Here is a 15242-nt window from a genome sequence, read left to right on the forward strand (position 1 = left end):
CAGGACCGGCGGATCAGGCTCGCGGCAGCGGGACCTCGATGAGGACGGGAGCGGTCACCGGCGCGGTGAACGCCTGGTCGAGTTCCGTGCGGGTGCGGGCCGAGCGGTACTCCCACCCGTAGGCGGTCGCGAGCGACTCCAGCCGGACGTGCTGTGGCGTGTACTGGACGCGGTCGAAGAGCGCTCCGGCTGCGCTCTGGGCGACCTCGAGCGCGTCGAAGATGGTGCCACCCCCGTCGTTGCCGACGATCACCTGGAGACGCGGCGCGACGCCGTCGTCCAGGAGCAACGCGCCGACGTCGTGGAGGAATGCGAGGTCGCCGAGGAGCACCCGCGTCACACCGGGACCACCGTCGGCCTGGCTCGCCAGCGCGATCCCCGTGGCGGTGGCGATGGTGCCGTCGATACCCGCGAGTCCGCGGTTGGCGTGCACGCTGATCTTGCGGCCGGGGACGAGACCGTCGGCCACGCGGATGAGCCTCGACGCGCCGACGACGAGGCGGTCGTGCGGCCAGGTGGCACGCCAGACCGCGTCGACGAGGACCTCGCGGGTGACCGGGAGGCGGACGGCGTCGAGCTCGGCCCGGACGGAGGCCAGTCGCTCGGCGGGAGTCGTCGAGTGCAGCCCCTCGAGATCGGGGGCTGCAGGCGAGGGGTCCACCACCCGTTCGCGGGATCCGACGACCCAGGCTCCGAGCCAAGCGCGATCCGCGGGCCCCACCTCGACGGAGACGGAGGACACGATCCGGTCGGCCCGTCGTCCGGGGTTGTAGACCTCGGCTCCGGCCGGGGCGACGACGATCGTCTCGACCTGCGGCTGCTGGAGCAGGAGCGGGACCTCGCGACTGAGGGTCGGGTGGCCGAAGACGACGACGCGCTCGACGGCCTCGCGGTAGTCGTCCTCGCGGAGCAGCTCCCGGTAGGCGGCGATGACGTTCCGCCCGAACCGGGATCCGCTCGACACCTCCGCGATCAGCGGCCATCCGCCGTCCGCCGCGAGCTGCTCGGCGGCCGGGCCGGCATGGTGCCCGGCGACGACGAGGGTCCTGGGTCCGCGCTCGAGGACGAGATGCGGTCGCCCCGGGTAGAGCGGTGCTTCCGCGGTGGCGTCCGTCTCGACCGGGACGTCGGGGGTCGCCCCGGCGACGACCGGGTCGAAGCTGCCCGAGAGCGGCTCCCGGAAGGCGAGGTTCAGGTGCACCGGGCCCGGATCGAGGACGTCCGTCGCGGCGCGGTACGCCCGCTGGGCGAGATCGCGGGCGGCGTCCTGCTCACCGTCGGCACCGGTCGGGGCCTCGACGACCACGGCGAGGCGCGCGGCGAACCCGTAGAGGTCGTCCTGCTTCGTCGTCTGGTTCGCGCGGATGCCGTGCGCCTCGGCCGGCCGGTCGGCGGTGAGGACGATGAGCGGGACGCGCGAGTGATGCGCCTCGAGGACCGCTGGATGCAGGTTCGCGGTCGCCGTCCCCGAGGTTGTGATCACGACGGCCGGGCGGTCGGTCTCGACGCCGAGGCCCAAGGCGAGGAAGCCGGCGACCCGCTCGTCGATGCGCACATGCAGGGTGATCCGTCCGGAGGCCGCCAGCTCGGCAGCGGCGAGCGCGAGCGCCTGCGACCGGGAACCTGGGCAGACGACGACGTCGGAGACACCCACGGCGACGAGCGCGTCGAGGAGTGCCCACGCGGACGCGCTGGCCGGGCTCGACGAGGGAGCCGAGCCGACGGGCTCGGGAGCGGCGGACGAGTTCACGAGGCGCTCGGGGCGCCAGGCGGTCTGCGGCCGGAACCGTCGTCGGGCGTGTCGGATCCCGGGGCGGGGTCGTCGTGCGTCGTCGCATCCGGGCTGTCGCCCGACTCGTCGTCGAAGCGGTTGAGCTCGTCCTCGAGGTCGCGGATGCGCTTCGTCTGCGCACGGTCGGCGTCGAGCTTCTTGAGGAAGTCGGGGTCGTCGTCCGGCGCTGAGCCGCGGGGCACGGCCTTCGGAGCGCGGACCCGACCGATGATCCACCAGAGGACTCCGCCGATGACCGGCAGGAGGAGGATGGCGATGATCCACGAGGTCTTGCTGATCCCTCGGACGCGGTCGCGCGGCATCGTGGCGCAGTCAACCACCGAATACACGATGAACACGACTGCCGCGACGGCGAGGCCGATCCAGAGACGAACCATGTCTCCATCGTAAACGCCAGGTGACGTGATTACCTGGGGTTGCCTTCAGGCGGGACGCCTAGACTTGTCTGGTGAAACGCGTTCCCGCCGCCGTCCGGTACACCATCCTCCGCCTGTTGGCTTTCGTGGTGCCGCTCCTGCTCCTCGTCTTCCTCACGGGTCTGCAGCCCTGGGTCGCCGCGATCATCGCCGCGATCATCGGACTCTGCGTGTCCTACATCTTCCTGCGCACCCCGCGGGAGACCGTCGCGCAGGAGCTCTACGCCCGTCGGCACGGCGACAAGCCGACGCCGCACGACGACGAGGACTCCGAGGACGCAGCGCTCGATGCGAGCGCGGCGGCACCGGAAGCGTCGTCAGCCGGCGATGCCGGGCGTGTAGAAGAACGCCAGACCGAGGATCACCCCGAACGCTAGCTGCACGAGCCCCGTCAGCTTGAGCACCAGGATCTGCTCCCTGGCCGTCGTGGAGAACAGCACGATCACGCACGCCGGGATGGCGGCGAGCAGCGCGAACATGGTGAACCAGGCGATCGGGTAGAAGAGCGCGAGGAACGCGGCGATGCCAAACGGCACGAGCAGCAGGACGCAGTAGAGCACCTTCGACGCGATCCGGCCGATGAACGTCGACAGGGTGCGCTTGCCGACCGCCTTGTCCTGTTCGAGGTCGCGGAGGTTGTTGACGACGAGCGCCGCGCAGGCGATGAGGCCCGCGCCGATCGCGCCGAACCATGCCTCCTGGTTCACGGTCCCGACCTGGACGAAGGTCGTGCCGAGCGTGGCGACGAGGCCGAAGAACACGAAGACGAAGACCTCGCCGAGCGCGAAGTACCCGTAGGGGCGCTTCCCGCCCGTGTAGAACCAGGCGGCGACGATCGCGACCGCCCCGACGAGGAGCAGCCACCAGAACTGAGTGAGGATCGTGAGGACGATGCCGGCCACCGCCGCGATACCGAAGAACACGAGCGCGACGGTCAGGACCGTCTTGGGCTTCGCCGCGCCGGAACCGGTCAGTCGGCTCGGGCCGACCCGTAGGTCGTCCGTTCCGCGGATGCCGTCGGAGTAGTCGTTGGCGTAGTTGACGCCGATCTGCAGCGCGAGCGCGACGACGAGGCAGAGCAGCGCGCGGACCGGGTGGTAGACCCCGGGGCCCGCGATGATCGTCGCGGCACCGGTGCCGATGAGCACGGGGGCGACGGCCATCGGCAGCGTACGGATCCGGGCCGCACCGACCCAGTCGCCGAAGGTCGCCGGCTTCGCGAGCGGGACCTTGCGACCGCCACCGCGTGCGGGGTTGCCGGATCGTCCACCGTTCGCGCCACGACCCGCCGTGCTGCGCGGTGCGGACGTCTTCTGCTGTTTCGGCGCTGCCGGCCGTGCTCCATGTGCCACGACGGCGAGTCTACCCGCGGAGCCTCGGGGCGGACGGCGTCACAGGGCCCCGGCGGCCTGGAGCGTCTGGAGGATCGCCGGAGCGATGTGCTCGGCGAACGCCGGGGTGAGATGCACGCTGTCGTACTTCGTCGGCGTTGTCCCGGCGAACGCCGGGCAGACGCCATCCGCGCAGCTGAACGGGAGCGACGAGACGAAGCGTTCCCCGGCTGCTCCCGCCGCCGACTCGGTCGCCGCGGCGAAGTCGTTCCAGGCGGCGTCGACGCCGACGGCGCAGTCCTGCGGAATGGACACCCGCGAGTAGCAGGAACCGAGATCCGCACCGAGCGGCGGCGGCGCGAGGAACACGACGCGGCCCGGGACCTGATACCCCGCCGTCTCGGCGAGCGCCGACGCGACCATCGACGTCGTGTCGAGCGATCGGCCGTCGGTGGTGCGGCCCGCGGCGAACGCGTTCGAGACGATCACGAGGTCGGGCTGGTCCGCGGCGATGCGTTCGGCGATGTCGTGCTTGCGCGTCGGGCAGTCGTCCATGACCCCGGCGCCGCTGTTCTGGATGAGGTCCTGCGTGAAGCGGCACCCGTAGAGGCCGATGGTGGTGATCCGCACCGCCCCACCGCTCTGATCCGCGATCGCGCGGAACGCCGGCGCGTAGGCGAGCGCGGTCGAGTCGCCGACGAGGTAGACGTGCTTCGGCGCGGACGCATCGCCCCAGGTGCACGAACCGTCGTCGGGCGTCGAACCCAGGTCGAAACAGGACCGGGCGGGGTTGGTGCTCGAGGTCGCGCGGATCGCGTCGTCGAGGCTCGGCGAGAGGTTGTCGGGCCACGCCGAGGCCTGGCTCGCGAGTTGCAGCTCGGCGGCGATGCCCTGGAGCGGGTCTCCGGCCGGAGCCGCGACGGCCGCCGGTCCGCCGGTGGTCACCGGCATGCGGAGCGCGGGGCCGATGGCGATCACCGCGAGCCCGGCGACGATCACGAGTCCGACCGCCGAGTAGAGGAACTGGGAGGCGAACCGCTCGCGCCAGGCGGCCCAGGCGGCGTCCCTGGCGTCGCGGTCGCCGTGGAAGGAACCCACGAGTGGCGTGCGGTGCAACGGCTGTTCGATGAGCAGGAAGGAGAGCACCGAGACCCCGAGGATGAGCCCGAGCATCCCCGGGACCGTGCTGAGGGCGGTGTCGGGGACGAGCATCGGTACGAACACGAGGATCGGGAGGTGCCAGAGGTAGAGCGAATAGGAGATCGCTCCGACGCCACGGCCCAGCGGGTTCGCGAGCGGGAAGATCCAGCGCGAGTACGCCGGGCCGGCTCCGGTCCCGGCGGCGATGAGCAGCATCGCGGCGGCGACGGGGGCGACCGCCCAGGGGCCGGGGAACCCGATCGACCCGGTGATGAGCAGCGCGGACGCGACGATGCCGACGAGCCCCGCCCACCCGGCGACCACCCGGAGCGCCATCGGCAGTCGGCCGAGGAGCGGCGCAAGCACGGCCAGGAGTGCGCCGGCCCCCAGCTCCCACACTCGCGCGCCGGTCGCGAAGTAGGCGGCCTGCGGGGCCGCCCCCGACTGCCACACGGCGACGGCGAACGAAGCCGCGATGAGGACGACGAGGACGCCACCGACGACGATGCGCGAGCGCAGCACGGGTCTGGCTCCGCGGGCCGCGACGGCGAGCAGGACGACGAGCAGCACCGGCCACACGAGGTAGAACTGCTCCTCGATCGAGAGGGACCAGAAGTGCTGCAGCGGTGACGCGGCGTCCGTCGCGTGGAAGTAGTCGGTGCCCGACGCCTCGAAACGCCAGTTCGAGACGAGCAGTGCGGCCGACACCGCGTCCCACCAGGTCGCGAGCGCCCGCGGGGCGTTGAACAGCCACGCCGCCAGCGCGACGGTCGCGGCCAGGACGACGAGCGACGCGGGCAGGATCCGCTTGATCCGCCGCCCGAAGAAGGCCGGCAGGGAGATGCGTCCGGAACGCTCGTGCTCGCGCAGGAGCAACCCGGTGATGAGGAAGCCGGAGATCACGAAGAACACGTCCACGCCCACGAAGCCGCCGGCCGGCCAGCCGGTCGCGTGGGCGAGGATCACCGCGGTCACGGCGAGCGCCCGCATCCCCTGGATGTCGGCGCGGAACGCCGTGGTCGGCCTCGTGGGCGCAGCGCCCGTGTCGGTCCCCGTTGTCACCTGTCGTCGTCCCCCGGCTGCGGTCGCTCGTCGACACGCATGGGAGAGCATGCCCTATGCGACAACCGCCCGCAAACCGGCCCTCGCGGTCACTCGGAGGACGGGCTCAACCCAATCGTGAGCGGAGTGCGACGAGGTCGGGTTTGCCGCTCGCGAGCAGCGGCAGCTCGGCCAGACGGACCAGTCGGGCGGGGCGCGCCGGGCGGCCGAGCGCCTCCGCGACGGCGTCTCGGGCGGTCTGCAGCAGCGCGTCGTCCGGGCGCTGGCCCAAGGGGGTCCCGACCCCCGTCACGATCACGGACGCCTGGCCGAACCGCTCGTCGGGGACGGCGACGACGACGGCCTCGGCCAGCCCCGGCACCGACCGGACGACCGCTTGCACCCGGTCGAGGGAGATGTTCACCCCGCCGCTGATGATCACGTTGTCGGCCCGACCGGTCACCCGGACGACGCCGTCGACGAGCTCGGCGGTGTCGCCGGTGCGGTACCACCGGCGGCCGCCGTCGTCCGGGAAGGCGGTCGCCGTGCGGTCCGGTTCGCCGAGGTAGCCATCGGCAAGGACCGGTCCGGCGATGAGGAGCTCCCCGTTCACCAGCCGGGGTTCGACACCGGCGAACGGCACGCCGTCGTACAGACAGCCGCCGGAGGTCTCGCTCGAGCCGTAACTCCGCACGACGCGGATGCCGAGCGCTGCGGACCGTTCGAGCAGCGGAGCGGGGGTGGCCTGTCCCCCGACGAGCAGCCCGGCGAGTCCGGCGAGCGCGTCACGCACGGAGGTGCTCGTCTCGGCGGCGTCGACGAGCATGCGCAGTTGTGCCGGTACGAGGGCGGCGAATCCGGCATCGGCGTCGAGCCGCTCGACGAGTCCGCAGAACGCCCGGGCGTCGAACGACCCTGTCGGTGCCTCGAGCGGCCTGGTCCCGGCGACGATCGACCGGAGTAGCACGTTGACGCCGGCGATGTAGTGCGTCGGGAGTGCCAGGATCCACTGGGACGAACGGCGATGGGCCTCAGGGCCACCCAGAGCCACCGCGGAACCCGCCGCGCTGGCCAGGAGGGCCTCAGCCGAGAGGGCGACCCGCTTCGGTACGCCCGTTGAACCGGACGTCTCGATCACGAGGGCCACCCGGTCGTCGACCACGGCCGGTGCCGCGGACGATCCGGGTTGCATCGGGAGGACCGCGGGTCCGGAGCCGTCGAGCGCCGTCTCCAGGGCTGCGAGCATCGCCGAGGCGGACGCGTCGACGGGGAGCAGCTGACGGGTCATGGATTCAGCGTACGCCGGGTGCGTCGGCGCTCCGCCGACTCCTCGCGGTCAGGCAGCTCAGAACTGCCAGGGGAACGGAGCCCAGTCCGGCTTGCGCTTCTCCAGGAAGGCGTCGCGCCCCTCCACCGCCTCGTCGGTGCCGTAGGCGAGGCGGGTGGCCTCGCCCGCGAAGACCTGCTGGCCGACGAGACCGTCGTCGACGGCGTTGAAGGCGAACTTCAGCATGCGGATGGCGGTCGGTGACTTGCCGAGGATGGTGCGGGCCCAGGCGACGCCCGTCTGCTCGAGCTCGGCGTGCGGGACGACCGCGTTGATCGCGCCCGCCTGCAGCGCGCGCTCCGCGTCGTACTCCTGGGCGAGGAAGAACACCTCGCGGGCGAACTTCTGACCCACCTGCTTGGCGAAGTACGCGCTCCCGTACCCCGCGTCGAAGGAACCGACGTCGGCGTCGGTCTGCTTGAACCGCGCGTGTTCCCGACTCGCGATCGACAGGTCGCACACGACGCCGAGGGAGTGCCCACCGCCCGCGGACCACCCGGGAACGAGGTTGATGACGACCTTCGGCATGAAGCGGATGAGGCGCTGGACCTCGAGGATGTGCAGGCGACCGTTGCGCGCGGCGTCGATGCCGCTCGCCGTCTCGTCGTCCGCGGCGTCGTCGCTCGCGTACCGGTAGCCGTCGCGACCACGGATGCGCTGGTCGCCGCCCGAGCAGAACGCCCAGCCGCCGTCCTTCGCGCTCGGACCGTTGCCGGTGAGCAGCACCACCCCGACCGTCGGGCTCTGGCGAGCGTGGTCGAGCGCGCGGTACAGCTCGTCGACGGTGTGCGGGCGGAAGGCGTTGCGCACCTCGGGGCGGTCGAACGCGATGCGCACGAAGCCGCCCTCGCGCGCGACGTGGTACGTCAGATCGGTGAGGTCCTCGAACCCCGGTACGACGTCCCAGATCTCCGGGTCGAACAGTTCGGACACTCGATCGCTCATGCGTCCAGCCTAGGCACTACTTCGGCTTGTCGAGGTCCGCATAGGGCTTGAGCGCCTCCAGGTAGTCGGCGCGGTCCGCCTCCTTCAGGAGCGCATACGAGTCGAGGTGCAGCTCGATGCCCTCCGCCGCCATGTCGTAGTAGTCGACGTCGAACTCGCGGTCCTTCGCGACCGTGCCGGCCGAGTCGAGCGTGAGGTCGACGATGCTCGTCCGGAAGTCGCCGGCCCCCGTGATGGCGTTGTAGGTGTGCAGGTCCCACAGTGCCTGGGTGTCGAGGGTCTCACCGCCGTACCGCTCGGTGAGCTCGCCCGGCTCACGCCAGGAGGACGGTGCGTTCTGCATGTCGAGGTTCGCGATCCCGTAGCGGAGCAGCACCTGCCGGATCAGCTCGACGACCCGCGACTTCTCCTCGAAGGTGCGCACGGTCGTCGTCGTCTGCCACACCGGTGCCGTGTACTCGAAGAGCATGGAGTCCCCGCCGTACCCGTTCTGATCGACCTCCGTCTCGGCGGGCTGTCGCTCCACCCAGTCGAAGCCGAACTCGGCGGTCAGGGCCGTCCGAATCTCCGCGAGCATCTCGTCGGACGTCCCGACGAAGTCCTCGTAGCTCGGCCCGTCGAGGGTCTCCTTCGCGTCGACGTAGGCGGACCCCGGGTAGGTGTCCCAGATCGGGTCGTGCTCCTCGTCGCCGCTGCCACCGGCGGAGGCACCATTCCCGGCCCGATCCGGGGAGAGACCGCCGACCGCCATCGCCGTGACGGGGTTGACGACGAGGATGAGCACCAGCGCCAGCACACCCCAGCGGCGCCGCACCTTCCGGCGGATGACGATGACACTCCCGATGAGCAGCACGATCTGCACGACGACGACGAGGACGAACGCCACGAGGATGGCCCAGGCCCCCTCGCCGGGCCGGTAGCTCACGGCCAGCAGGACGGTGAAGAGGGTGACGGCCACCACCGCGCCGAGCAGGGCGAGCGGCGAGAAGGAGGCGACGACACCCCGACTCCGCGCGCCGAGTTCGTCCCGACCCGTCGGGGATGCACCGGCGGCAGGCGGGTGGGCCGCCGGAGTCCGCTCGCCGTCGTCGGCCGGGATCGCCGCAGACTTGGGTTGCGAGGCAGCCGCGCGCTCCGCCGCCTTCCGCTGACGACGCGACGACGGCTTCCGTGATGCGGGCTGCCGCGGCGTCCGTCGTCCCCGGGACCCCGGACGACGGAACCGGGCGGTCTCCGCCTCCAGCTCCTCGGGCGTGCGTTCCGGGGCGGCAGGCGCTTGCGCGGTCGAGGACGCGGCTGCCGGCGGCGCCCCGGGGATCGGCGGGGCGTTCGGATCGCGCGGCTCGTCGGAGGATCCGCCGGGCGATTCCTCGATCACCGGGAGCACCTCGGCCTCGGGGCTCGGCTCGAAGATCGGCTCGGGCACCGAGAAGGCGGCGGGTTCGTCCGCGGGCACGCTTCGCCGATCGCCTGGCGTCGGCTTGCGTCGGGAGAACAGCGGCACGGGATCGATTGTGTCATGGGCGTCCCGCAACGGCTTCCGACGTCCGGGTGCAGGATGGGGTCATGCAACCGAACCTCGACGACGTCCTCGCCACCGCCCGCGTGGTCTCCATCCCCCTCCGCGTCCGGTTCCGGGGCATCGACACCCGCGAGGCCGTCCTCCTCCGCGGGCCCGCCGGGTGGACGGAGTTCTCCCCCTTCGTCGAGTACGACGACCAGGAGTCAGCCGCGTGGCTGCGGGCCGCCATCGACTTCGGCTGGTCGGACCTCCCGCCCCTCCACCGGGATCGCATCCTCGTGAACGCGACGGTCCCGGCGGTGGACGCGGCGGACGTGCCGTCGATCCTCTCCCGCTTCCCGGGCTGCCGGACCGCGAAGGTGAAGGTGGCCGAGCGCGGGCAGGTGCTGGCCGACGACGTCGCGCGCGTCGCCGCCGTCCGGCGGGCCATCGGACCCGAGGGTCGACTCCGCGTGGACGCCAACACCAACTGGAACGTCGACGAGGCCGAACACGCCATCCGCGCCCTCGAACCCTTCGACCTCGAGTACGTCGAGCAACCCTGCGCGACCGTCGCGGAACTCGCCGAGATCCGTGAACGGGTCTCCTCCCTGGACGTCGCCATCGCGGCGGACGAGAGCGTCCGCAAAGCCGAGGACCCCCTCGCCGTAGCTCGCGCCGGCGCCGCCGACCTGCTCGTCGTGAAGGCGCAGCCGCTCGGCGGCGTGCACGCCGCGCTCCGCATCGCGGGCGAGGCCGGCCTGCCGATCGTCGTCTCGAGCGCGCTGGACACCTCCGTCGGCATCTCCATGGGGGCCCACCTCGCGGCGGCCCTGCCGGAACTCGACTACGACTGCGGGCTCGCCACCACCGCGCTCCTCGGCGGCGACGTGACGACCGCACCGCTCGATCCCGTGGACGGCGGCATCGCCGTTCGGCGCGTCGAGGTGGACGTCGATCTCCTCGAGCACTTCACGGCGTCACCGGAGCGGACCGCCTGGTGGCTCGACCGGCTCCGCCGCACGCACGCGTTGCTCGGCTGAGGCCCGGCGCAGGGGCTTACAGGCCGCTGTAGGCGTGCAGACCCTTGAAGAACACGTTGACCACGACGAAGTTGAACATCACGGCACTGAAGCCGATGATGGCGAGCGTGGCCGCGCGTGATCCGCGCCAGCCGCGCGTCGCCCTGGCATGGATGTACCCGGCGAAGATCACCCAGATGATGAAGGTCCACACCTCTTTGGTGTCCCAGCCCCAGTATCGACCCCAGGCGCGCTCAGCCCAGATGGCACCGGCCATGAGCGTGAACGTCCAGAAGATGAAGCCGATGATGTTGACGCGGTAGGCGAGGTTCTCGAGACGCTCCGCGTTCGGGAGGGTGAGCAGGAAGCGGAGACGCCCGGAGCTCTGGGTGGGCTGCACGAGCCCGAGCCGGCGCTCGCGACGCCCCTGCAGGAGCTGCACGACGCTCAACGCGAAGCCGATGGCGAAGAACGCCGTGCCGAGGCTCGCGACGAACACGTGGATGACGAGCCACGCCGACTGCAGCGCCGGCGGCAGCGGGACGACCTCGACGTAGAAGTTCGCGGTCGCGAGGCCGAGGAGCACGGTCACGAGGCCGATCACGAAGCTGCCGAGGAACCGGAGGTCCACGCGCGCGATGACCACGAGGAACACCGCGACGATGAGCAGCGTGCCCGTCATCGCGAACTCGTACATGTTCGCCCACGGGACACGACCGGCGGCGATACCGCGCGTCACGTCCGCGACGAGGTGGAGGAGGAAGGCGATGACGGTGAGCGAGACTCCGACCCGGAGGCTCGGCGACTTGCGCGACGCCTGCTGCTCGGGCTCGTCCGAGGGACGGCGGGTCTTGCGCGGGACACCGTCGCTCGTGACGATCGGTGCGGCGGTCCGCGCCGCGGCGGAGGCGAGTGCACCGACGCGTTCCTCGGCGGCTGCCGACCGTTCCAGCTCAGCCCGCTCGGCCGCGTCGATCGCCGCGGTGACCTCGGCGCTGCGGCGCGCGAGGTCGAACGTGAAGGCGATGAACGCCAGCGCGTAGACGGCGACGGCCGACCAGAGGCAGAGGTTCGAGATTTCGACGAGGGTCACGGGGTGATTCTACCTTCGGGTTCGGACGAGACAGGCGTTGGACTGTGCGCTTCGGCGATCGCCGCGACGGCCGCTTCGAGGCCGGGGTCCTCGCCGCGGGCGAGCCCGGCGTATTCGAGGGAGACGGTGCCGTCGCTCCCGGTCACGGCCTTCACCCAGACGCGGCGTCTGGCGACGAAGAGTGAGGTGATGAGGCCGGACAGGGCGAGGATGGCGAACGCGAGCACCCACAGCTGGGTCGGGTCGTGGTGCACGTCGAACGAGGCGAACCGCTTGACGGACCCGGCGTAGTTCTCGGTCGACGGGTTGGCCGAGACGTTGTCGAAGGACACCGTGCCGAGGCCGTTGGGGAGGTCCGTGATCTGGCCAGGCGAGAGTTCGATCGACTCGACGCCGGTGTCGCCGCCCGTGAGCTGCTTCATGTCGTCGACGTCGAGCGCGTAGACCGACTTCGGAGCACCGGCGTTGATACCGAGGTCGCCGGAGTAGACGTTGAGCGTCAGCACCGGGTAGGCGAGGTCGGGGTAGGACGAGAAGAACGGCGGCTTGGACGCGGCCTGCGTCGGGTAGAAGAACCCGATCATGCCGAGCTGCTCCGCCAGGCCGTCCGGGACCTTGACGATGCCGAGCGAGGTGAGCTGGGCGTCCTGCGGCAGGAACGGGATGGAGTCGCTGAACACGACCTTGCCCTCGGGATCGCGGACGGTGATCGTCGGCGCGTAGCCGTTGCCGAGCAGGTAAACGTCGGTGCCCTCGAACCGCAGCGGATCGTTGACCTTGATCGTCGCGTCCTGCGGCTTCCCGCCGGGCGAGGTCGTCGTGACCTTCGCGCGGTAGTCGATCGCCTGCCCGTACGCGTCGAGGTTCTCGGTCTCGTAGGTGACGCCGAACTCGTCGAGCGTCAACTTGTAGGGGGCCAGCTCCGACTCGTTGAAGAAGCGGCCGGGGTTGAAGGAGTCGTAGTCGAGCAGGGTGTTGACGAAGGTCTGTCCCTCGACGAGCACGCGCTGACCGGAGAAGCCGAAGCCGCCGCCGAAGCCGACCGTCACGAGGATGCCGACGAGGGCCGAGTGGAAGACGAGGTTGCCGGTCTCGCGGAGGAAGCCGCGCTCGGCGGACACCGATGCGGACCCCTCGGCGTCGTAACGCTCGACGCGGTAGCCCTGGCGCTTCAACTGCTTCGTCGCGTCGTCGATGAGCTCGGTGGCGGTCGCGCCGCTGTCGTCGCTGCGACGCTCGAACGCGGAGAGCCGAGACAGGCGCGCGGGCGTCCGCGGCGGGCGGGAGCGCAGGGCGAGCCAGTGGTGCTTCGTCCGCGGGATCACACAGCCGATGAGCGAGATGAACAGCAGCAGGTAGATCGCGGAGAACCAGGCCGAACTGTAGACGTCGAACGCCTGCACCTTGTCGAGGATGGGCGCGAGGTCCGGGTTGTCGGTGAAGTACTGGGTGACGCCGTTCGGGTCGCTCGACCGTTGCGGGACGAGCGATCCGGGCACCGCGGCGATGGCGAGGAGCAGCAGCAGGAAGAGCGCCGTGCGCATGCTCGTGAGCTGACGCCAGAAGAAGCGGAGCCAACCGACGAACCCGAGCTTCGGCTGGTTGATGCCGTCGGCCGGAGCCGGTGCGGCGGAATCGATGTGATCAGAGGGGCGTGACAAGGCCGCTCATCACCCCCTGCAACGAGTACATCCAAGCGGACCAGAGACCAGACACCATCAACACACCGATCACGATGAGGAGCACGCCGCCGATGATGTTGATCGTGCGGATGTGCCGTTTGAGGAACGCCAACGACCCCGTGACCCAACCGAGTCCGAGTGCGACGAGCAGGAAGGGGATACCGAGACCGAGGCAGTAGAACAGCCCGAGGAGCGCTCCGCGCCACGCGGAGCCGCCCGAGAGGGAGAGCGCGCTGATCGCGGTGAGCGTCGGGCCGAGGCAGGGCGTCCAGCCGATGGCGAAGACGAAGCCGAGCAGCGGCGCGCCGGCGAGGCCGGTGGCGGGTGCCCAGCTGGTGCGCACCGTGCGCTGCAGCCGGGAGAACTGGCCGATGAAGATGAGTCCCATGAGGATGACGACCGCACCGAGGACGCGGGTGATGACGCCCTCCCACTCGACGAACCAGGCGCCGATCGTCCCGACGAACGCCGCGATCGCCACGAACACGACGGTGAAGCCGAGGATGAAGAGACTGACGCCGAGCAACACGCGCCGGCGACCCGCACCGGAGCGCCCTTCCTCCACCGTCGTCATGCCGCCGACGTATCCGAGATAGCCGGGGACGAGCGGCAGGACGCACGGCGAGAGGAAGGACAGCAGACCGGCCGCGATGGCGATCGGGATCGCCACGAGGAGCTGGCCGCCGTAGACGAGCTCGCCGGGGGTCACTCTGGGGCGCTCTCGGCGATCGTGTCGCGGATGAGGGTGTCGAGGATGGTGCGGTCCTGCAGCTGCCCGAGGATGCGTGCGGCGACCCGACCTTGGGCGTCGAGGACGATGGTGGTCGGCACCGCGTTCGGCGGGACGCTGCCCGTGAAGGCGAGCTTCGCCTCCCCGCTGTCGACGTCGAGGATGGAGGGGTAGGTGATGCCGAAGGTGCCGTTGAACGCCTTCGCGGTGTCGGCGGTGTCGCGGACGTTGACCCCGATGAAGGTGGCGCCCTGGTCGGTGTACGCCTCGTTGAGCGCCTGCAGATCCTTCGCCTCCGCGCGGCAGGGTGCGCAGGCGGCGTACCAGAAGTTCACGACCATGACCTGGCCCGCGTGGTCCGCGGAGGAGATCTGCTCGCCGTCCTCGCCGACGCCCGAGAAGCTGATCGACTCGCCACGGTCGTCGAGCGCGACCTCGGTCACGCTGCCGTCGCCCGCGACGTACCCCTTGCTGCTGCCCTCGCGGTACTGCTCGGCGAGCGGATCGCTCCCGCACGCCGTGAGCAGGAGTGCCCCGACGGCCAAGACGGCGGCGACGGCGGACGTCCTCGATCGGCGGGCCATCAGACGGCCCCGACATCGGTCGCGCCGGACGACAGACGGGCCGCCGGATCGACGTAGCCGACCTCGACGAAGCCTTGCTCGGTCCGTTCGAAGGTGGTGATGCTCGACAGGGCGCAGCGTCGCTTCCGCGGGTCGTGACGATAGGGCGCCCCGACGACGGAGCTGTGGAGCATCCAGATCGGCAGCTGGTGGCTGACGATGACGACGTCGCCCGACGGCGTCGCGCGCCAAGCGTCCTCGACGGCCGCGGTCATGCGGTTGACGATCGACGCGTACGGCTCGCCCCAGCTCGGGCGGGACGGGTTGCGGAGCTTGGGCCAGTTGAGCGGGTTCTTCAGGGCGCGGCTCATGCGCTTGCCCTCGAACTCGTTGAACGGTTCGATCACGCGCGGCTCGGCGACGACGGCGAGCCCGAACGCTGCGGCGACCGGCGCTGCAGACTCCTGGGTGCGCTGCAGCGGAGACGCGTAGAGCGCGCCCACCGTGCGATCACGGCTCACGAGGTCGTCCGCGGCGGCCTGCGCCATGCGCTCGCCGAGCTCCGACAGTCGGAATGCGGGGAGTCGACCGTAGAGCACACGAGAAGGATTGTGCACCTCGCCGTGACGCACGAGATGGATCTGGTCGGCTACCACCCT

General features: G+C 70.9%; 14 protein-coding genes. 2 read left to right on the forward strand and 12 right to left on the reverse strand.

Annotated features, from left to right (window positions below):
- Positions 1-13 precede the first annotated feature (13 nt).
- Together menD and GV015_RS00095 are read right to left on the reverse strand one after the other, a co-directional pair.
- Positions 14-1750, reverse strand: coding sequence for a 2-succinyl-5-enolpyruvyl-6-hydroxy-3-cyclohexene-1-carboxylic-acid synthase (menD, locus tag GV015_RS00090; protein ID WP_159875727.1), 1737 nt, complete (start codon positions 1748-1750; stop codon positions 14-16).
- Entirely contained in the window at positions 1747-2169 is a 423-nt protein-coding gene (locus GV015_RS00095) for a PLD nuclease N-terminal domain-containing protein (protein ID WP_124767392.1), read from the reverse strand. The genes menD and GV015_RS00095 overlap by 4 nt, the downstream gene beginning before the upstream one ends.
- Before the next feature lie 71 nt (positions 2170-2240).
- On the opposite strand from GV015_RS00095, the gene GV015_RS00100 reads away from it, so the two are divergent.
- A complete protein-coding gene (locus GV015_RS00100; protein WP_079706654.1) occupies positions 2241-2585 on the forward strand; it encodes a DUF4229 domain-containing protein in 345 nt (114 codons plus the stop codon).
- On the opposite strand, the gene GV015_RS00105 is transcribed toward GV015_RS00100, so the two are convergent.
- The 5 genes from GV015_RS00105 to GV015_RS00125 form a co-directional block, all read right to left on the reverse strand.
- Positions 2526-3560 (reverse strand): 1,4-dihydroxy-2-naphthoate polyprenyltransferase, encoded by a 1035-nt coding sequence (locus tag GV015_RS00105; RefSeq protein WP_079706653.1) that lies wholly within the window; start codon positions 3558-3560, stop codon positions 2526-2528. The two genes, GV015_RS00100 and GV015_RS00105, sit on opposite strands and share 60 nt — an antisense overlap.
- 39 nt (positions 3561-3599) lie before the next feature.
- Positions 3600-5741, reverse strand: a complete 2142-nt coding sequence (locus tag GV015_RS00110; protein ID WP_236555256.1) for an acyltransferase family protein — start codon at positions 5739-5741, stop codon at positions 3600-3602.
- 106 nt (positions 5742-5847) lie between these two features.
- On the reverse strand, positions 5848-7008 hold the full coding sequence (locus GV015_RS00115; protein WP_159875731.1) for an AMP-binding protein: 1161 nt from the start codon (positions 7006-7008) through the stop codon (positions 5848-5850).
- 57 nt (positions 7009-7065) lie between these two features.
- Positions 7066-7992: a 1,4-dihydroxy-2-naphthoyl-CoA synthase gene (locus GV015_RS00120; protein WP_064294597.1), complete on the reverse strand. Its 927-nt coding sequence runs from the start codon at positions 7990-7992 to the stop codon at positions 7066-7068.
- 16 nt (positions 7993-8008) lie between these two features.
- Positions 8009-9496 (reverse strand): hypothetical protein, encoded by a 1488-nt coding sequence (locus GV015_RS00125; RefSeq protein ID WP_159875733.1) that lies wholly within the window; start codon positions 9494-9496, stop codon positions 8009-8011.
- Between the two features lie 62 nt (positions 9497-9558).
- Here GV015_RS00125 and GV015_RS00130 point away from each other — a divergent pair, with 62 nt between their 5' ends.
- Positions 9559-10536: an o-succinylbenzoate synthase gene (locus GV015_RS00130; protein WP_159875735.1), complete on the forward strand. Its 978-nt coding sequence runs from the start codon at positions 9559-9561 to the stop codon at positions 10534-10536.
- A 16-nt stretch (positions 10537-10552) separates the two neighbouring features.
- Here GV015_RS00130 and ccsB read toward each other — a convergent pair whose 3' ends face one another.
- From ccsB to GV015_RS00155, 5 genes are read right to left on the reverse strand one after another with little or no spacing between them, the layout of a single operon-like run.
- The gene (gene ccsB / locus GV015_RS00135) at positions 10553-11608 is read right to left on the reverse strand and encodes a c-type cytochrome biogenesis protein CcsB (protein WP_079706648.1); all 1056 of its coding nucleotides are present in this window, start codon (positions 11606-11608) and stop codon (positions 10553-10555) included.
- Entirely contained in the window at positions 11605-13269 is a 1665-nt protein-coding gene (locus tag GV015_RS00140; protein WP_159875737.1) for a cytochrome c biogenesis protein ResB, read from the reverse strand. The genes ccsB and GV015_RS00140 overlap by 4 nt, the downstream gene beginning before the upstream one ends.
- Positions 13253-13999, reverse strand: a complete 747-nt coding sequence (locus GV015_RS00145; protein WP_064294602.1) for a cytochrome c biogenesis CcdA family protein — start codon at positions 13997-13999, stop codon at positions 13253-13255. The genes GV015_RS00140 and GV015_RS00145 overlap by 17 nt, the downstream gene beginning before the upstream one ends.
- Positions 13996-14604, reverse strand: a complete 609-nt coding sequence (locus tag GV015_RS00150) for a TlpA disulfide reductase family protein (RefSeq protein ID WP_159875739.1) — start codon at positions 14602-14604, stop codon at positions 13996-13998. Before GV015_RS00150 ends, GV015_RS00145 begins: the two co-directional genes overlap by 4 nt.
- Complete coding sequence (locus GV015_RS00155) at positions 14604-15239, reverse strand: histidine phosphatase family protein (RefSeq protein WP_159875741.1); 636 nt, start codon at positions 15237-15239, stop codon at positions 14604-14606. The genes GV015_RS00150 and GV015_RS00155 overlap by 1 nt, the downstream gene beginning before the upstream one ends.
- Positions 15240-15242 lie beyond the last annotated feature (3 nt).

Origin of the sequence: Plantibacter sp. T3, assembly GCF_902506515.1 — a bacterium.
Classification (GTDB): domain Bacteria; phylum Actinomycetota; class Actinomycetes; order Actinomycetales; family Microbacteriaceae; genus Plantibacter; species Plantibacter auratus.